This is a genomic window from Azonexus sp. (assembly GCF_030824335.1).
Lineage (GTDB): Bacteria > Pseudomonadota > Gammaproteobacteria > Burkholderiales > Rhodocyclaceae > Azonexus.
Genome location: NZ_JAVBXX010000042.1, coordinates 1 through 18,408 on the forward strand (window position 1 = coordinate 1; position 18,408 = coordinate 18,408).

Below are 18,408 nucleotides of genomic sequence, written 5' to 3' on the forward strand. Positions count from 1 at the left end.
GCCGAACACGTCGGCCCGCTGCGCCAGCGCCTGCTCGGCATGCTCGAAAGCGCCACCGATTCCGCCGACGACATCGCCCGCCGCATCCGCATCCTCAGCGCCGCCGCCCGCCACTACGCGCCGCAACACTTCCAGCACATCGCCGCCGCGCTGATGGAACGGCGCCGGCTGAGCGTCGAGTACAACGCCCGCAGCAACGGTGACACCAGCCAACGCGAAATCTCACCGCAACGGCTGACGCATTACCGGGATAACTGGTACCTCGACGCCTGGTGCCACCTGCGCGACGAACTGCGCAGTTTTGCGGTCGACGCGATAAAAACGGTAAAAACCATTGACGCCGTCGCCCAGGAAATCCCCGAAGCCGAACTCGACGCCGCGCTGGGGGCGGGTTACGGCATCTTTGCCGGCGCCGAAGTGCAATGGGCGACGCTCGCCTTCACCCACGAACGCGCCCGCTGGGTGGCTGCAGAACACTGGCACCCGGAGCAGCAAGGCAGCTTTCTCGACGACGGCAGCTACCAACTGCGCCTGCCGTACAGCAACGATCCGGAGTTGATTATGGATATTTTGAAATACGGCCCGGATTGCCAAGTGGTGGAGCCGGCGGGGTTGAGGGAGAAGGTGGTGAGGTTGTTGAAGGCGGCGGTGGGGAGGTATGGGGATGAGTGATGAACGCAACTTTGAACACACCGATTTCCTGGCGCACATCAGGAACGATAACGGCCGCTTGATTGCGCATCGGCTTGAGGACCATCTGGTTGATGTTTCAGAGTTGGCTGCCGACTTTGCCGCCGAATTCGGTGCCGCGCCGTGGGCGGCGCTGGCCGGCATCTGGCACGACCTCGGTAAATACCGGGAGGGGTTCCAGCACTACATCCGGCAGTGCGGCGATCCGGATGCGCACATCGAAGGCCGCGTCGCCGGTCCCGAGAAAACGCACTCGGCTGCCGGCGCCTTGTGGGCGCAGCAGTATCTGGCTGAAGTGGACAAGCGTTCCGGCCCGGTCGTAGCGCGCGTGCTGGCTTATCTGATTGCCGGTCACCACGCCGGGCTGGACGACTGGTTCGGCGGCCTGCACGAACGCTTCAATCGCGAAGATACGGTACGAGAAGGTCGCGACGCGCTGGCCGTGGCGATTCCCGAAGCCATCCTCAAGCCGTCCGCCGGTTTGCCCGACCTGAACGCGATCCGCACCGATCAGAAAGACAACATTCCCGGTCGTTTCGCGCTGTGGTTGCGCATGCTGTTTTCCTGCCTGGTCGATGCCGATTTTCTCGACACCGAGAGATTCATGTCGCAAGGCAAGGCCGAGGCGCGTAGCGGTTTCGTGCCCGTCGACGAGTTGGAAAAGCGCTTGGCCGAACGTCTGGCGCTGATGGCGAAGGAGGTCGCCGAGCGTGGCGAGGCCGGAAGCCAGGTCAATCTGAAACGCGCCGAAGTCCTACGCGCCTGCCTCGCCAAGGCCGAATGCCTCCCCGGCGTGTTCAGCCTGACAGTGCCGACCGGCGGCGGTAAAACGCTGTCCAGCCTGGCTTTTGCGTTACGGCATGCGGTGCGCCACGGCAAACGCCGAGTCATCTACGCGATTCCCTACACCAGCATCATCGAGCAAACGGCGGGCATCTTCCGCAGCATCTTCGGCGACGAGAACGTCATCGAACACCATAGCAATGTCGAGGTGGACGACAAGCTGGAAACCGCCCGTTCCCGCCTGGCCTGTGAAAACTGGGATGCGCCGCTGATCGTCACGACCAACGTGCAATTGCTGGAAAGCCTGTTCGCCAGCCGCACCTCGCGTTGCCGCAAGCTGCACAACCTGGTCGGCAGCGTTATCGTCCTCGACGAAGCGCAATTGCTGCCGGTGCCCTATCTGCAACCGGTGGTCGACGTGCTGCGCCTGCTGGTCAAGGATTACGGTGTCACGCTGGTGCTGTGCACCGCCACCCAGCCGACGCTGGAAAGCCGCAACGGTTTCGACCAAGCCCGCCAACTGCGCGGCTTCGCGGCCGGCGAAATCCGTGAAATCGTCGATGACGTGGCCGGGCTCTACGGTGCGCTGGAGCGGGTCAAGGTCCATCTGCCGGCCGACCTGAAAACCCCCAGCAACTGGGAGCAACTGGCGCCGCAAATCGCTGGGCACGATGCCGTGCTCGCCGTCGTCGGCCGCCGCGCCGATGCGCGCGAACTCTATATGCGGGTCAAGGCCGAAGACCGCACCGGCCTGTGGCATTTGTCCGGCCTGATGTGCGCCCAGCACCGCAGCGACACCATTGCCGACATCAAGCAGGCTTTGGTGGCCAGGCGGCAGGCGCTGGTCGCCGGGCAAACCCCGCCGCCGATCCGGGTGATCAGCACCCAACTGGTCGAAGCCGGCGTCGATATCGACTTCCCCGTCGTCTACCGCGCCCTAGCCGGGCTGGACTCCATCGCCCAGGCCGCCGGCCGCTGCAACCGCGAGGGGCGGCTGGACAAGGGCGAGGTGCATGTCTTCGTGCCGCCCAAACCGGCGCCGTCTGGGCTGCTGCGCATGGCGGAACAGGCGACGCGCATCCTGTGGGAAGCCTTGCCGCCCGAGGTCGACCCGATGGGCGTCGAGCGCTTCGCGGACTTTTTCCGCCGGCTCTATGGTGACGCTGATCTCGATGCAAAAGATGTCTGCAATTTGCTTCGCGTTGGCCAGGCCGCCGACGTCAATTTCCGCACCGCCGCCGAGCGCTTCCGCCTGATCGACGAAGCCGAAGGCGCCACGGTCTTCGTCCGCTACAAGCGCAACGCGGACGACGACGCCATCGATGTGCTGCTGAATACCCTGAAAAAGGAAGGCCCGCAGCGCTGGCTGCTGCGCAAGCTGCAACGCTACGGCGTGAGCATCTACCAGCGCGACCTGCAACGCCTGGAAGGGCAGGGCGATATCGAACCGCTGGGCGGCGATTTTCCGGGTCTGTACGTGCAGTCGTTCGGGAACGATGTGCTTTACGACCGGGTGCTGGGTATCAATGTGGATGGCGTGCCGGGCGATCCGGGGAGTCTCGTGCTGTGAGACTGGTGATAGAGACAATGACTGAAATGCAAAAGGAGAAACGATGACGAGTTTTTGCCTTGAAGTATCGGGTGACTTCGCCTGCTTCACCCGACCGGAAATGAAGGTCGAGCGGGTTTCCTACGACGTGATCACGCCATCGGCGGCACGCTCGGTGTTCGAGGCCATTTTGTGGAAGCCGGCGATACGTTGGGAGGTGCGCCGCATCGAGGTGTTGAAGCCGATCAAATGGATTAGCGTGCGGCGTAACGAGGTGTCGGCCAAGGCTTCGGTGCGCAATGCCCAGACGGCGATGAACGCCGGGCAGGGCAATCTGGCGCTGTACATCGAGGACGACCGTCAGCAGCGGGCCGGGCTGTTCCTTCGCGATGTGGCTTATCGCCTGCATGCCGAACTGCTGCCGGTCGGCGACGATGCGCGGGCGAATCCGGCCAAGTACCGGGAGATGTTCCAGCGCCGGGCCGAGAAAGGGCAGTGCGTCAATCAGCCCTATCTCGGTTGCCGTGAATTCGCCGCCCGTTTCCGGCTGGTCACCGATCCGGGCAGCGAGGTGCCCGCCCTGCCTGAAAGCCGCGACCTGGGCTGGATGCTCTATGACATGGATTTTGCTGCGGTCGACGACCCGAAACCGCACTTTTTCCGCGCCGATCTGCAAAACGGGGTCATCGACCTGACGCAAGCGCAGGTGACGGCATGATCCTGCAAGCCCTTTACGACTACTACCAGCGCAAGGCCACCGATCCCGACCCGGCCCGCCGTCTGCCGGCCTTCGGGCTGGAGGACAAGGAAATTCCTTTCATCGTCGAGTTGACCGCCGAAGGCCGGCCGCTCGGCATTACAGATACTCGCCAGGGCGATGGCAAGAAGAAACAGGCGCGGCGTTACCAGGTGCCCAAGGGCGTCAAGCGTTCCTCTGGTGTGGCGGCCAACCTGCTGTGGGACACCGCCGAATACGCCCTGGGCGTCGACACCAAGGGCAAGCCGGAACGGGTAGCCGAGCAGCATGCGGCTTTCTGTCAGCGGATTGCGGAATTGCCCGAAGAAGCCCGCCAGGATGCAGGCATCCTGGCCTTGGATAACTTCTACGCCAACTTCGGACAAGCGGCGTTGGTCGCCGATCCGGCCTGGCCGGAAATCGTCGAAGGCAATCCGGTCGTCACTTTCCGGCTGCACAACGATGGCGATTTGATCTGCCAGCGCCCGGCGGTGATTGCCGGACGGGGCGATGTGGCCGAAGAAGGCGGCAAGCCGGGTTTCTGCCTAGTGACCGGCCAGGCGGCATCCGCCGAACGTCTGCATACAGTGATCAAGGGCGTCTGGGGTGCACAAAGCTCCGGCGCCACACTGGTTTCCTTCAACCTCGACGCGTTTGCCTCCTACAACAAGGAGCAGGGCGACAATGCGCCGGTCAGCCCGCTGGCGGCCTTTGCCTACACCACGGCGCTCAATCACCTGCTTGATCGCAACTCCCGCCAGCGCATCCAGGTCGGCGATGCCTCGACGGTGTTCTGGGCGCAGAAGGACGATGCAGAGATCGAGGAAGGGTTCGCCGCCATCTTCGGCGAGCGCGACGATCCCGACGCGCGTGCCGAACAGGTGCGCGCATTGCTCGGCGCGGTGCAGTCCGGGCAGTTTGACGGTGGCCGGGGCGACAAGCTGTTTTACGTGCTGGGTCTGGCGCCTAATGCGGCGCGGGTTTCCATCCGTTTCTGGCATGCCGCGCCGCTGCACGAAATCGCCCGCCAGATCCGGCAATGGTTCGCTGACTTGAAAGTCGTGCGCAGCGCGAAAGACCCGGAATACCCGAGCCTCTTCCGCCTGCTCGCCGCCTGCGCCCAGCAAGGCAAAGCCGACAACATTCCGCCCAACCTGGGCGGCGACATCATGCGGGCGATTCTTTCCGGCAGTCCGTTTCCAGCTACCTGGCTCAACGCGGCGGTATTGCGTTGTCGCGCCGAACAGAACGTCACTTACCTGCGGGCTGCCGCCATCAAGGCCAGCCTCAATCGTTTGCAACGCTTTCAACCGAATCAATCTCTCGACAAGGAGTTGTCCGACATGCTCAATTTAGAGAACACCAGTCCGGCCTACCGGCTGGGGCGCCTGTTCGCGGCGCTGGAAAAAATCCAAGAAGAAGCCAGCCCCGGCCTCAACGCGACCATTCGCGAACGCTATTACGGTGCAGCTTCCAGCACGCCGGTGGCCGTTTTCACCACCTTGCTGCGTCTCAAAAATCACCATCTGGCGAAACTCACCAATCGTGGCCGCGCCGTCAATTTCGAGCGACTGCTTGGCGAAATCATGGGTGGCCTCAATGACTTCCCGAAACATCTGAGCCTGCCCGAGCAAGGCCGTTTTGCCCTCGGCTACTACCACCAGCGCCAGGACTTTTTCAGCAAATCCGAATCCAGCCAATCCATGCAATCCACCCAGGGAGAATCCAAATGAGCCTGAACAACCGCTACGACTTCGTTCTTGTTTTTGATGTGCGCGACGGCAACCCCAACGGCGACCCGGATGCCGGCAACCTGCCGCGTCTTGATGCCGAATCCGGCCATGGGCTGGTGACGGATGTTTCGTTGAAGCGCAAGGTGCGCAACTTCGTCGGCTTGGTCAAAGGCGAAACGCCGCCTTTTGACATTTACGTGAAGGAAAAAGCCGTTCTCAACCAGACCCACGAAAAAGCCTACGTCGCCATCGGTGCAGAGGAAGAACTGAAAGGCGACAAGAAGCGCAAGGGCAGCGGCGATACCGTGGACAAGGCGCGGCAGTGGATGTGCGCCAATTTCTACGACGTGCGCACCTTTGGCGCGGTGATGTCGACTGGCGTGAACTGCGGCCAGGTTCGCGGCCCGGTGCAACTGACCTTCGCCCGCTCCGTTGATCCGATCATTGCCCAGGAACATTCGATTACCCGCATGGCGGTGGCAACGGAAGCCGAGGCCGAGAAGCAGCAGGGCGACAACCGCACGATGGGCCGTAAGCACACCGTTCCTTACGGCATCTACGTTGCCCATGGCTTTGTGTCGTCCTTCCTCGCCAAGCAAACCGGCTTTGGCGAAGAAGACCTGGAACTGCTCTGGCAAGCACTGGAACAGATGTTTGAGCATGACCGCTCAGCGGCGCGTGGCGAAATGTCGACGCGCGGGTTGTACGTCTTCAAGCACGATTCGGAACTGGGCAACGCGCATGCGCACTCGCTTTTCGACCGCATCAAGATCAAGCGCAAGGACGATGTGGACGTGGCGCGCAGCTTTGGCGATTACGAGGTCAGCGTTGACGATGCCGGTTTGCCGGCTGGGGTAACGCTGATCAAGCGGGTGTAAGCGTTCCCTCAGCGCCGCCCAGTCCAATACCCAAACTGGCGGCGCTGGTGGGCGACGGCTTGGATGCTGATGGTGTCAGCGGAAAGCCGGTAAATGAGGGAATAGGGAAAATGCTTGAAAGCCAGCGCGCGCAGTCGTTTCGAGATGGCCTTGCCGATTTCCGGGTGTTCGATCAGTCGTTGGCGCGTTTGCAGGGCATCTTGCAGAAAAGCTTCTGCGACCCGGTCGCTCGCATGGTCGGCGTAGTAATCGACGGCTGCGTCGAGTTCGGCTTGTGCCGATTTGAGAAAAACGGCCTTCATGCCGCCCGGCGGTTGGCGATACGGGCGCGGGCTTGGGCAATCGCCTCGTCGAAGTCGATAGTTTCTATTTCGCCGCGGTCGAACGCATCGGCGCGCCGTTCGGCTTCTGCTACCCAGGTGGCCAGAATTTCGTCGTCTTCGTCGAGGCTGACCAGCAGGCGTTCTGCCAGTCTGGCGCGTTCGGCCGGCGTCAGTTGCAGGGCGGCGGCTTCGATGTCTTCAAGGGGGGAATTGATCATGGTGAGAACCTCCAATCATTCTTGGGCAATGCTAACCCAAGCAAGTTGCCAAAGCCATTGGCGGGATTGAGCGATGACGACCGAACCGCTTGATCCCATTCCCCTTTCTGCGCTCCAGCACTGGGCCTACTGCCCGCGCCAGTGCGCACTGATCCACGTCGAGCAGGGGTTCGAAGAGAACCTGTTTACCCTGCGTGGCCAGGCTTTGCACAAGCGGGTGGACGACCCCGGTTTTGAGTTGCGCGACGGTTTGCGTATCGAGCGGGCCTTGCCGCTGTTTTGCGACCGGCTCGGCTTGGTCGGCAAGGCGGATGTGGTCGAATTCCTGCCCGATGGCACGCCGTACCCGGTGGAATACAAACACGGCTCGCGCCACAAGCGGGCGGATATTGCGGCTTGCGACGATCTCCAACTGGCGGCGCAGGCGTTGTGTCTGGAAGAGATGTTCGGCAAGCCGGTGCCGGAAGGCACCTTGTATTACGCCTCTTCGCGCCGACGGCGGATTGTTGCGGTCGACGCGAATTTAAGGGCAAAAATCGAGTTGACCGTAGCAGCCGTCCGCCAATTGCTGCAATCCGGCGAAATGCCGCCGCCGCTCAACGATGACCACTGCCGCGCCTGCTCCTTGCGCGACCTGTGCCAGCCGGAAGCCCTGGCGCCAACGCCGGAGCATGCGGCAGTCCGGCATTCCCTGTTCGAAGTGGATGATTGATATGCAACTGCTCAACACGCTTTATGTAACCACGCCCGAGAGTTACATCCATCTCGATAACGAAACCCTGCGCATCGAGGTTGAGAAGGAAACGCGGTTGCGGGTGCCGCTGCATCACCTGAGCGCAGTAGTTTGCTTCGGGCATGTTTCGGTGTCGCTGCCGCTGATGCACAAGCTGGCCGACAGTGGAATCAGCTTGGTTTTGCTCGATACGCACGGACGTTTTAAGGCGCGGCTGGAAGGGCCGGTTTCGGGCAATGTGATGCTGCGTCAGGCGCAGCATCGTCTGGCCGGCGACCCGGCTTTCGCCCTGAATGTGGCGCGCAACTGCATCGCCGGCAAGCTGCGTAATGGCCGTCAGGTCTTGCTGCGCGGAGCGCGCGAGGCCAAGGCGGAGGAAGATGCGGCGATCCTGACACGCGGCGCGGCCGATCTGGCCGCCGCCTTGCGGGCACTGCCGGGGGCTGGCGATGCCGATACCTTGCGCGGTGTCGAAGGCGAAGCGGCGCGCCAGTATTTCGCGGCGCTCAATGCGCTGATCCGTAGCCCGGCAAGGGAAAGCTTCCGCATGGACGGCCGTAGCCGGCGCCCGCCACGCGACAGGATCAACGCCTTGCTCTCCTTCGTCTATTCGCTGCTGATGAACGATTGCCGCTCGGCCATCGAAGCCTGCGGCCTCGATCCACAAATCGGCTTTCTGCATGTTGTGCGGCCGGGCCGGGCGGCGCTGGCGCTCGACCTGATGGAAGAATTCCGCGCCTTTGCTGATCGTCTGGTGCTCTCGCTGATCAATCGCGGCCAGATCGGCGCGGACGATTTTGTCGAACGCGAAGGCGGCGCCGTGCTGCTCGAAGGCGATGCGCGCAAGACGGTGCTGGTCGCCTACCAGGAGCGCAAGCAGGAAAACCTGACGCATCCGCTGCTCAGCGAAACCGTGCCCTTCGGCCTGCTGCCGCATCTCCAGGCCCGCCTGCTGGCGCGCACGCTGCGCGGCGACACGGCCGAATATCTACCCTACCTGGTGCGCTGATCATGCTGGTCATCGTCTGTTACGACGTTAACACCGAAACGCGCGAAGGCCGCCGACGCCTGCGCCGCGTTGCCAAACTCTGCGAAAGCGTCGGCCAGCGGGTACAGAAATCGGTCTTCGAATGCCAGGTCGACCGCGCCCGCTTCGAGGCGCTGGAGCGTGATCTGGTCGCCGAAATCAAAGACGGGGAAGACAATCTGCGCTTCTACCGTATCGCCGAATTGAAAGGCTACGAAGTCCGCGAACATGGCTGTTTCCGCGCCACCGACTTCGACGCGCCGCTCATCCTGTGAGCTTGCGCGAACCCCAAGTGAACATGCTTTCCCCGGGAGGTTCGCGCGCCGCGCTTTTGCCTGATTTGATGCGGCTTTTCAGAGGCAGCGCTGTTCGCGTAAGATGTTTTCTGCTCAGGAATAAAGAGGTTCGCGCAATACGGGCTTTTTGTTCTGATGCTTCCGGTAGTTACGGGAGATGAGCATCGCCTCTCGGCAACGAGGGGCGTGGATTGAAACAACGTGCGGGCAGAGAGCTTGCCGGCGCGGACCAGCATCGCCTCTCGGCAACGAGGGGCGTGGATTGAAACTTGTTGTTCGTCAGGCTTGGTCGTTGCCGTCCCCAGCATCGCCTCTCGGCAACGAGGGGCGTGGATTGAAACACCAACGGTGACGCCGTCGCCTTGCCGATCTGGAGCATCGCCTCTCGGCAACGAGGGGCGTGGATTGAAACTGGTGGATTCCGCCGACGACCGGCCACTGGGAAAGCATCGCCTCTCGGCAACGAGGGGCGTGGATTGAAACAGGAGAAGGGGATGGCAAAGCACCGCCGTCCGCCGCATCGCCTCTCGGCAACGAGGGGCGTGGATTGAAACGTTGATTTCAACGACTCGCACGCCATGATGGTAAGCATCGCCTCTCGGCAACGAGGGGCGTGGATTGAAACCAGTTGCCGATGATGTTTAGCGCGCAAAAATAGGGCATCGCCTCTCGGCAACGAGGGGCGTGGATTGAAACAACGGGATGTCGTCTCAGTTCCGGGAAGCACGGTGCATCGCCTCTCGGCAACGAGGGGCGTGGATTGAAACCGCTGACCCAAGGAATTCACGCCTGGACGATGGCGCATCGCCTCTCGGCAACGAGGGGCGTGGATTGAAACTCGGATGTACCGCCGCCGACCACCAGCAACGTCAAGGCATCGCCTCTCGGCAACGAGGGGCGTGGATTGAAACAGCAAGTTGGGATCGGGATGATGTTCGGGGCCGACGCATCGCCTCTCGGCAACGAGGGGCGTGGATTGAAACACATCTGGGGAGGTGTCGCGGTTCGAGTTTCCTCGCATCGCCTCTCGGCAACGAGGGGCGTGGATTGAAACCCCATCTGGGTGGTCCGGACCATCCAGCAAGGCCAGGGCATCGCCTCTCGGCAACGAGGGGCGTGGATTGAAACTTCCACGTAAAGGAGACGTAGAGTTTGTCACTCCGCATCGCCTCTCGGCAACGAGGGGCGTGGATTGAAACAAATACCACGATTGTTATCTTCAATACGTGGAGGCGCATCGCCTCTCGGCAACGAGGGGCGTGGATTGAAACAGAAGCAGCCCGGAGTGGCGCCACGAAGTCGGAGGCATCGCCTCTCGGCAACGAGGGGCGTGGATTGAAACCTTCGTGGTGATCGCTTCAGCGAGTTCATTAACAGCATCGCCTCTCGGCAACGAGGGGCGTGGATTGAAACTTAGCCAAGCGCTGACTGGCCACCCGGACGAACTGCATCGCCTCTCGGCAACGAGGGGCGTGGATTGAAACAACTTCACTAAGGGGGTTCCGGTTTTGACCAATCGCATCGCCTCTCGGCAACGAGGGGCGTGGATTGAAACCTCTGCCTTGCGCTTGGTTTCGCGGTGTGCCTCGGCATCGCCTCTCGGCAACGAGGGGCGTGGATTGAAACTATCTTCGCGACAGCCGCAGCAACACCGGCAGCAACGCATCGCCTCTCGGCAACGAGGGGCGTGGATTGAAACAACACGCCGCTGCTGATCCACCCGCAGAAACTGGGCATCGCCTCTCGGCAACGAGGGGCGTGGATTGAAACCCAGACGGCAGTGCCGTCGGTGACGGTGCTGCCATTGCATCGCCTCTCGGCAACGAGGGGCGTGGATTGAAACAGATTTTCCAGCGTCGGGCGTGCATTTGTTTTTAATGCATCGCCTCTCGGCAACGAGGGGCGTGGATTGAAACCTGTAATTGATAAACTCCTCGACCGGATGGGCGAGGAGCATCGCCTCTCGGCAACGAGGGGCGTGGATTGAAACCAACGAGTCGCGGCAATCTTCGGTTTTCGGCGCCTTGCATCGCCTCTCGGCAACGAGGGGCGTGGATTGAAACTTCGACAGCGGTTCGTCCAGGCCCCACGAATCGAGCATCGCCTCTCGGCAACGAGGGGCGTGGATTGAAACCTCAGCCAGCGTCACGCAAAGCCGATCCACACCCGGCATCGCCTCTCGGCAACGAGGGGCGTGGATTGAAACAGCTACAAGCGCGACGTGATGCTGTCGCTGATCGAGCATCGCCTCTCGGCAACGAGGGGCGTGGATTGAAACCAAAACTTACCGGAGCCATGCATGACAACCTACCTGCATCGCCTCTCGGCAACGAGGGGCGTGGATTGAAACAAGGAAATCGAGGTAGGCGTCACCCTGCCGAACGGGCATCGCCTCTCGGCAACGAGGGGCGTGGATTGAAACCACTGTCTGCACGCCGGCCGGAACGCCGCTGACGCATCGCCTCTCGGCAACGAGGGGCGTGGATTGAAACAATCCAACTGGGCAAAAAACGCCTTCGACGCCGCGCATCGCCTCTCGGCAACGAGGGGCGTGGATTGAAACATCGTCCAGCCGGTGCCGGGCATCGATCAGGCCGCGCATCGCCTCTCGGCAACGAGGGGCGTGGATTGAAACAAGTCCGTTACGCGGCCATCCGTTCGGGTTCGATCGCATCGCCTCTCGGCAACGAGGGGCGTGGATTGAAACAGCCTCCGGCGCGGCATCCCATGCGGGGTTTCCGGGCATCGCCTCTCGGCAACGAGGGGCGTGGATTGAAACCATCTGGTTACCGGCCGGTGCCTTGGCGGCTTGCGGCATCGCCTCTCGGCAACGAGGGGCGTGGATTGAAACAATTTCATCCTGTCAGTCATCGGCGCACTCCCGGAGCATCGCCTCTCGGCAACGAGGGGCGTGGATTGAAACCAGTATTCGCCGGACGTGAAAACGCGGTTGGTGCGCATCGCCTCTCGGCAACGAGGGGCGTGGATTGAAACATCAGATCACGGGCCATGATTTAACCCTCCTGCGCGCATCGCCTCTCGGCAACGAGGGGCGTGGATTGAAACCAGCGCTTCTGGCCTTTCTTCGGCTCTTTGAAATGCATCGCCTCTCGGCAACGAGGGGCGTGGATTGAAACAAACCAAGCCCGGCTGACGCCGCACGGGCCGCCTCGCATCGCCTCTCGGCAACGAGGGGCGTGGATTGAAACATCATCGCCCGTCGCCAGATCGAATCCGCGATACGGCATCGCCTCTCGGCAACGAGGGGCGTGGATTGAAACAGGAACACCAGCATTTCCAGTTCCTGCGCATCCGAGCATCGCCTCTCGGCAACGAGGGGCGTGGATTGAAACCGACCATAACGGACGCAACAACACCCGAAACAGCCGGCATCGCCTCTCGGCAACGAGGGGCGTGGATTGAAACAACTCGATCATGGAGCAATCACCCCGGCTAGCAAGCATCGCCTCTCGGCAACGAGGGGCGTGGATTGAAACAATAGGTGACGGCGACTCATCCTTTACCCGGCAAGGCATCGCCTCTCGGCAACGAGGGGCGTGGATTGAAACCCCTTAAACGCCCTAATTGCGGACCTTTTGCGCTCGCATCGCCTCTCGGCAACGAGGGGCGTGGATTGAAACATGAATGGGGCGAAGTCCATATGGACTGCGAGAAGGGCATCGCCTCTCGGCAACGAGGGGCGTGGATTGAAACATTTTGCTGCCTCCGTCGTGGTCTTCGGGCTGGTTTGCATCGCCTCTCGGCAACGAGGGGCGTGGATTGAAACATGAACAACAGCGCGAGACAGGCCGAAGGTTCGGACGGCATCGCCTCTCGGCAACGAGGGGCGTGGATTGAAACCCACTTTCCGGCCACACAGCGGGCCAACAACGGTGCATCGCCTCTCGGCAACGAGGGGCGTGGATTGAAACAAGAAGGGGGCCGTGTTCCATCTGCTGGAACCGGACGCATCGCCTCTCGGCAACGAGGGGCGTGGATTGAAACTCCGTTGGTCAGGAAGTCCCTACGTTGGGTGGCGGCATCGCCTCTCGGCAACGAGGGGCGTGGATTGAAACGAGATACAGCGAGATGCGCGGGGGCTGGATCGTGGCATCGCCTCTCGGCAACGAGGGGCGTGGATTGAAACAATGCCCCCAGGGTGCGATTGATCGTTGCCGGCTGCATCGCCTCTCGGCAACGAGGGGCGTGGATTGAAACTCTGCTCTCGAGCGCAGCGTCAATGCCCAGCGCAAGCATCGCCTCTCGGCAACGAGGGGCGTGGATTGAAACCTGAGTATCGGTATGGGCTTGCCGAAAATGAAGGTGATCGGTATTTTGGGCTTGCTGGTGCTGGCCAAGCGGCGTGGCGAGATTGAGCGAGTAGCGCCGTTGATTGAGGAATTGCAGCGCGGTGGGCACTATCTGGGGCTACGCGAAGTGCAAGCGGCTTGTCTATGCCGGCGAGGAAATCATCTGACCTCCTGTTTTTTGTGAAAACGCATGGAGGAAGAAGAGGTCCAGAACTCAACCGCAGGTTTTCCCTTTTTTACTTTGTCGACCGGAGAATTTAATGTCTGTCCTGTTTAGCCCGCTGCAACTGCGCGATCTGACGCTGCCCAACCGTATCGGTATTCCGCCGATGTGCCAGTATTCCGCGACCGATGGTCGGGCTGGCGACTGGCATGTTCAGCATTACGGCAGCCGTGCCGTTGGTGGTGCCGGGCTGGTTATTGTCGAGGCGACGGCGGTTTTGCCGGAGGGGCGGATCAGCCCGGGCGACTTGGGGCTTTGGGATGATGCTCAGATCGAGCCGCTCGCCCGGCTGGCCCGTTTGATCGAAAGTCAGGGCAGCGTGCCGGTGATCCAGTTGGCGCATGCCGGGCGCAAGGCCAGCGTCGGGTTGGGCTGGGAGGCGCAGCGCACATTGACGGCGGAAGAGGGCGGCTGGACGGCTGTTGCGCCGTCGGCCATCGCTTTCGAGGGTTATGCCGAACCGCAGGCGCTGGATGTCGCCGGGATTGCCCGTGTTGTCACGGCGTTTGCTGCGGCGGCGCGGCGTGCCTTGCTGGCCGGTTTCAAGGCCATTGAGATTCATGCGGCGCATGGTTATCTGCTGCATCAGTTCCTGTCGCCGCTGAGCAATTCGCGCAGTGATGAATACGGCGGCAGCTTCGCCCAGCGGATTCGCCTGACGCGCGAAGTGGTGGCGGCGATCCGCGCCGAATGGCCGGCCAAGCTGCCGCTGCTGATTCGCTTGTCGGCAACCGATTGGGTTGAGGGTGGTTGGGATGCGGATCAGACGGTCGACCTGTGCAAATTGCTGAAAACCGACGGGGTCGATCTGGTCGATGTGTCGACCGGCGGTCTGGTGGCGAGCGCAAAAATTCCTGCCGGGCCGGGTTTCCAGGTGCCGTTTGCCACGCGCATTCGTCAGGAAGCCGGCTTGCCATCAGCCGCCGTCGGCCTGATCACCGAGGCGGCACAGGCCGAAGCCATCATCGCCAACGGCGAGGCGGATCTGGTGCTGGTCGGTCGGGAAATCCTGCGCAATCCCTACTGGCCCATGCAGGCGGCGCAGAAGCTGGGGGTTGAAGCGAATTGGCCGAAGCAGTATCTGCGGGCGAAGCCGGTCGTACGCTGAACCCGAAGCCAAAATAGCGGTTAAAAAAACGCCCCGGTGTTGTGGGGCGTTGTTTTTGGGTCGATTTCGCGGTTGACCGCAGTATTTACTTGCGCAGCTTGGCGAAGGCGCTGGCCATTGCGCTGCCGGCTGGTGGCGGGGTGTTGTGGCGAGCCTGCTGTTTCGACACCGGTGCACCGCGCTGGGCGCCGGCCTCGTGACTGCGGCCTTTGCCCGGTTCGTCGGACATGCGCATGGTCAGCGCGACACGCTGGCGAGCGAGGTCGACTTCCAGCACCTTGACCTTCACCACCTGGCCGGCCTTGACCACGTCGTGCGGGTCTTTGACGAAGCTGTTGGACAGGGCGGAAACGTGCACCAGCCCGTCCTGATGCACGCCGATGTCGACGAAGGCACCAAAGGCGGCCACATTGGTGACGACGCCTTCGAGGATCATGCCCGGTTGCAGGTCGCCGACCTTTTCGACGCCATCGGCGAAGGTTGCCGTCTTGAACTCGGGGCGTGGGTCGCGGCCGGGTTTTTCCAGTTCCTTGAAAATGTCTTGCACGGTCGGCAGGCCGAAGCGTTCGTCGGTGTATTTGGCCGGATTCAGGCCCTTTAGCGACTGGCTGTTGCCGAGAATGTCCTTCATCGATTTTTTCAGATCGACGATGATTTTCTCGACCACCGGATAGGCTTCCGGGTGCACTGACGACGCGTCGAGCGGGTTGTCGCCATTCGGCACGCGCAGGAAGCCGGCGGCCTGTTCGAAGGTCTTGTCGCCGAGGCGCGGCACTTTCTTCAGGTCGTTACGCGACTTGAAGGCGCCGTTGGCATCGCGGTAGCTGACGATGTTGGCGGCCAAGCTGCCGTTGAGGCCGGAAATGCGGGTGAGCAACGGCACCGAGGCGGTGTTGACGTCGACGCCGACGGCGTTTACGCAATCCTCGACGACAGCATCGAGATTCTTGGCCAGCTTGGATTGGGAAACGTCGTGCTGGTACTGGCCGACGCCGATGGATTTCGGATCGATCTTCACCAGTTCGGCCAGCGGGTCCTGCAGTCGGCGGGCAATTGAAACGGCGCCGCGAATGGAAACATCGAGGTCCGGGAATTCCTTGGCCGCCAATTCCGAGGCCGAATAGACCGAGGCGCCGGCTTCCGAAACGACGATCTTCTGCAGCCGCGCTTCCGGGTATTTCTTCATGACGTCCTGCACCAGCTTGTCGGTTTCCCGGCTGGCCGTACCGTTGCCGATGGCGACCAGGGTCACGCCGTGCGCTGAGGCCAGGCGGGCGATGGTCGAGATCGAGCCGCCCCAGTCGTTGCGCGGCTCGTGCGGGTAGATGGTGGCGGTGTCGAGCAGCTTGCCGGTGGCGTCGACGACGGCGATCTTGCAGCCGGTGCGGATACCCGGGTCGATGCCCATGGTCACGTGCTGGCCGGCCGGTGCGGCGAGCAGCAGGTCTTTCAGGTTCTTGCCGAAGATGCGGATGGCTTCTTCCTCGGCGCGCTCGCGCAATTCATTGACCAGTTCGAGTTCGAGGTGGGTGTAAACCTTGATTTTCCAGGTCCAGCGTACCGTATCCTGCAGCCATTTGTCGGCCGGACGGTTCTGCGCCTTGATGCCGAAACGCACGGCGATACGCTGTTCGCAAGGGCTCGGGCCGGGCTTGACGGCGTCTTCGTTAAGTTCGGAATCGAGCACCAGCGTGACGTTGAGGAAGCCTTCGTTGCGCCCGCGCAGCAAGGCCAGCGCGCGGTGCGAGGGCATGTCGACGATGGATTCGGCAAAGTCGAACCAGTCGCGGAACTTGGCGCCTTCCAGTTCTTTGCCTTCGATGACAGTCGACCGCAATAAACCGTGTTCTTTCAGATATTCGCGCAAGGTTTGCAGCAGTTGCGCGTCTTCGGCGAACTTTTCCATCAGGATCTGGCGGGCGCCGTCGAGCACCGCTTTGCTGTCGGCGAAGCCGGCTTCAGCGTTGAGGTACTTTTCCGCTTCGTCGTCGGGCGTCAGTTCCGGGTTGTCGAGCAGCGCCAGCGCCAGCGGCTCGATGCCGGCCTCGCGGGCGATCTGCGCCTTGGTGCGGCGTTTCTGTTTGTACGGCAGGTAAAGGTCTTCTAGGCGCTGCTTGGTTTCGGCATCCTCGATCACGGCACGCAGTTCCGGCGTCAGTTTGCCCTGTTCCTCGATGCTGGCCAGCACGGCAACGCGGCGGTCTTCGAGGTCGCGCAGATAGGTCAGGCGCTCTTCCAGGTTGCGCAGTTGCGTGTCGTCGAGTTCGCCGGTCACTTCCTTGCGGTAGCGGGCGATGAAGGGCACGGTGGCGCCTTCGTCGAGCAACTGGACGGCGGCCTTGACCTGGGTGGGACGGACGCCGAGTTCAACGGCAATGCGGTGTTCGATGGGAGCGAGCATGGGTGCGGCAGTACGGCAAAAAGGGGAGCGAATAATGCGCAATCCAGAAGCAAATTACAACTGCTTGGGAGTGGTGTAGGATAGCGCTGCAAGCATTCCAATGTCAGAGGAGGAAATATATGAAAGTTGAAACCTATTTGTTCGGCGCAATCGAAGTTTCGCCGGAAAAGACCCTGAGTTTTCCGAATGGTCTTTTCGCTTTCGAAAACAATAAAAACTTCACGCTGGTTCATGAAGAAGGCAAGGGTGATCCGGCCAGCTTCACGCTGCAATCGCTGGACGATCCGTCAGTGGCTTTTCAGATCATCGATCCGACGACCTTGGGCTTCCATTACGAGCTCGAACTGAGCGATGAAGAAAATGCCCTGCTGAAGTCCCCGGCTGCCGAAGATGTGGCCGTGATGATCATCCTGTTCAAGGAAACTGAAGGTGAAGGCACGCCGGGCATCAACCCGAATCTGCGCGCACCGCTGATCATCAACCTGAAAGAGCGCGTCGGCGTGCAGAAGTTGCTGGTCAAGGTTGCCACCAACGTGACTTTGTCGAATCTGTCCAGCGCGGTCTGATTTCAGTTTCCTGATTCAGCATTTGTCTGTTGCAAAGCCAGCCCCGTCGGCTGGCTTTGTCGTTTCCGTTGCTGCATTTTTGCCTGCTTGGTTCCGGGATAGCGGGTCTTGCCGGTAGTAGCGGCAGAGCAGGGCGTAGAGCGCCGGATATTCATCCGATACGACCTCAGGCAGGCCGAAAAAACTCTCGCTCAGCACGGCAAAGAATTCTTCCGGGGATTCGCTGGCATAGGGGTCGATGAGCGTTTCTTCACCGGTATCGACGCGTTGGCAAAAATTTTCGTAGGCCGCAGAAAATGTGTTTTCCCATACGTCGACCGTAATACCGGAATGCAGTGCCGGCATGCCATCGACCTCGCCGTTCAGCATGTCGAGTTTGTGGGCAAACTCGTGGATGACGACGTTATAGCTGCCATCGGCCAATTGCACGTCGTGCCAGGAAACCAGCAAGGGGCCACCTTCCCAGGCTTCGCCCGCCAATACGTCGGTAAATTCATGTACGACGCCGTCGGCATCCGCCTGTTGTCGCGCCACGATGAATTCGTCCGGATAAACGATGATGCCGACCCAGTCGCCATAAGCGGCCAGCCCCAGTTCAAGAATCGGCAGGCAGCCTTGTGCGGCGATGGCGACGCAGATTTCGTCGGTCAGTTGCAGGCCGCCGGCAGCGGAAAACTCCTTCTCGGCCAAAAATTGTTCGGCCAGGTTTTTCAGCTTTTTTTGCTCGTCGACCGCAAGATTGGCCAGAAAAGGGTAGCCACTCAGGGTCTTTTGCCACAAGGCATGGGGAATTTGCGCTGGCTGCCTGGGGCGTAGCCAATCGAACCATCCCAC

Annotated in this window: 15 protein-coding genes and 1 CRISPR repeat array; of the genes, 11 read left to right on the forward strand and 4 right to left on the reverse strand. The window is 61.4% G+C overall.

The annotated features are described in order from the left end of the window. The 5 genes from RCI20_RS16560 to cas7c form a co-directional block, all read left to right on the forward strand. Positions 1 to 672 (forward strand): YafY family protein (locus RCI20_RS16560; RefSeq protein ID WP_306607473.1); only part of this gene is annotated, 672 nt, incomplete at its 5' end. Then, positions 665 to 3,043: a CRISPR-associated endonuclease Cas3'' gene (locus RCI20_RS16565; protein WP_306607476.1), complete on the forward strand. Its 2,379-nt coding sequence runs from the start codon at positions 665 to 667 to the stop codon at positions 3,041 to 3,043. The genes RCI20_RS16560 and RCI20_RS16565, both read left to right, overlap by 8 nt. A gap of 43 nt (positions 3,044 to 3,086) precedes the next feature. Then, positions 3,087 to 3,740, forward strand: a complete 654-nt coding sequence (gene cas5c, locus RCI20_RS16570) for a type I-C CRISPR-associated protein Cas5c (protein ID WP_306607478.1) — start codon at positions 3,087 to 3,089, stop codon at positions 3,738 to 3,740. After that, positions 3,737 to 5,491 (forward strand): type I-C CRISPR-associated protein Cas8c/Csd1, encoded by a 1,755-nt coding sequence (gene cas8c / locus RCI20_RS16575; protein ID WP_306607480.1) that lies wholly within the window; start codon positions 3,737 to 3,739, stop codon positions 5,489 to 5,491. Before cas5c ends, cas8c begins: the two co-directional genes overlap by 4 nt. Then, positions 5,488 to 6,369, forward strand: a complete 882-nt coding sequence (gene cas7c / locus RCI20_RS16580; protein WP_306607482.1) for a type I-C CRISPR-associated protein Cas7/Csd2 — start codon at positions 5,488 to 5,490, stop codon at positions 6,367 to 6,369. The genes cas8c and cas7c overlap by 4 nt, the downstream gene beginning before the upstream one ends. Before the next feature lie 8 nt (positions 6,370 to 6,377). Here the strand turns inward: cas7c and RCI20_RS16585 are convergent, their stop codons facing one another. Together RCI20_RS16585 and RCI20_RS16590 are read right to left on the reverse strand one after the other, a co-directional pair. Next, on the reverse strand, positions 6,378 to 6,671 hold the full coding sequence (locus tag RCI20_RS16585) for a type II toxin-antitoxin system RelE/ParE family toxin (RefSeq protein ID WP_306607484.1): 294 nt from the start codon (positions 6,669 to 6,671) through the stop codon (positions 6,378 to 6,380). Further along, on the reverse strand, positions 6,668 to 6,910 hold the full coding sequence (locus RCI20_RS16590) for an addiction module protein (RefSeq protein ID WP_306607486.1): 243 nt from the start codon (positions 6,908 to 6,910) through the stop codon (positions 6,668 to 6,670). Before RCI20_RS16590 ends, RCI20_RS16585 begins: the two co-directional genes overlap by 4 nt. 73 nt (positions 6,911 to 6,983) lie before the next feature. On the opposite strand from RCI20_RS16590, the gene cas4 reads away from it, so the two are divergent. The 5 genes from cas4 (at position 6,984) to RCI20_RS16615 (ending at position 14,607) form a co-directional block, all read left to right on the forward strand. Continuing rightward, the gene (gene cas4 / locus RCI20_RS16595) at positions 6,984 to 7,622 is read left to right on the forward strand and encodes a CRISPR-associated protein Cas4 (RefSeq protein WP_306607488.1); all 639 of its coding nucleotides are present in this window, start codon (positions 6,984 to 6,986) and stop codon (positions 7,620 to 7,622) included. A 1-nt stretch (position 7,623) separates the two neighbouring features. Next, positions 7,624 to 8,652 carry a type I-C CRISPR-associated endonuclease Cas1c gene (cas1c, locus tag RCI20_RS16600; protein ID WP_306607490.1) on the forward strand — a complete coding sequence of 343 codons (1,029 nt, stop codon included), beginning with the start codon at positions 7,624 to 7,626 and terminating at the stop codon, positions 8,650 to 8,652. A gap of 2 nt (positions 8,653 to 8,654) precedes the next feature. Continuing rightward, positions 8,655 to 8,945: a CRISPR-associated endonuclease Cas2 gene (cas2, locus tag RCI20_RS16605; protein ID WP_306607492.1), complete on the forward strand. Its 291-nt coding sequence runs from the start codon at positions 8,655 to 8,657 to the stop codon at positions 8,943 to 8,945. A 182-nt stretch (positions 8,946 to 9,127) separates the two neighbouring features. Next, a CRISPR array of direct repeats spans positions 9,128 to 13,256; the repeat unit is 37 nt; unit sequence GCATCGCCTCTCGGCAACGAGGGGCGTGGATTGAAAC. A 12-nt stretch (positions 13,257 to 13,268) separates the two neighbouring features. Continuing rightward, a complete protein-coding gene (locus RCI20_RS16610) occupies positions 13,269 to 13,460 on the forward strand; it encodes a DUF3368 domain-containing protein (RefSeq protein WP_306607494.1) in 192 nt (63 codons plus the stop codon). A gap of 76 nt (positions 13,461 to 13,536) precedes the next feature. Beyond that, positions 13,537 to 14,607, forward strand: coding sequence for an NADH:flavin oxidoreductase/NADH oxidase (locus RCI20_RS16615; RefSeq protein ID WP_306607495.1), 1,071 nt, complete (start codon positions 13,537 to 13,539; stop codon positions 14,605 to 14,607). Between the two features lie 85 nt (positions 14,608 to 14,692). On the opposite strand, the gene RCI20_RS16620 is transcribed toward RCI20_RS16615, so the two are convergent. After that, entirely contained in the window at positions 14,693 to 17,008 is a 2,316-nt protein-coding gene (locus RCI20_RS16620; RefSeq protein ID WP_306607497.1) for a Tex family protein, read from the reverse strand. 119 nt (positions 17,009 to 17,127) lie between these two features. Here RCI20_RS16620 and fliW point away from each other — a divergent pair, with 119 nt between their 5' ends. After that, entirely contained in the window at positions 17,128 to 17,574 is a 447-nt protein-coding gene (gene fliW, locus RCI20_RS16625) for a flagellar assembly protein FliW (RefSeq protein WP_306607499.1), read from the forward strand. A gap of 15 nt (positions 17,575 to 17,589) precedes the next feature. Here fliW and RCI20_RS16630 read toward each other — a convergent pair whose 3' ends face one another. Further along, positions 17,590 to 18,408, reverse strand: a complete 819-nt coding sequence (locus RCI20_RS16630) for a zinc-dependent peptidase (protein ID WP_306607501.1) — start codon at positions 18,406 to 18,408, stop codon at positions 17,590 to 17,592.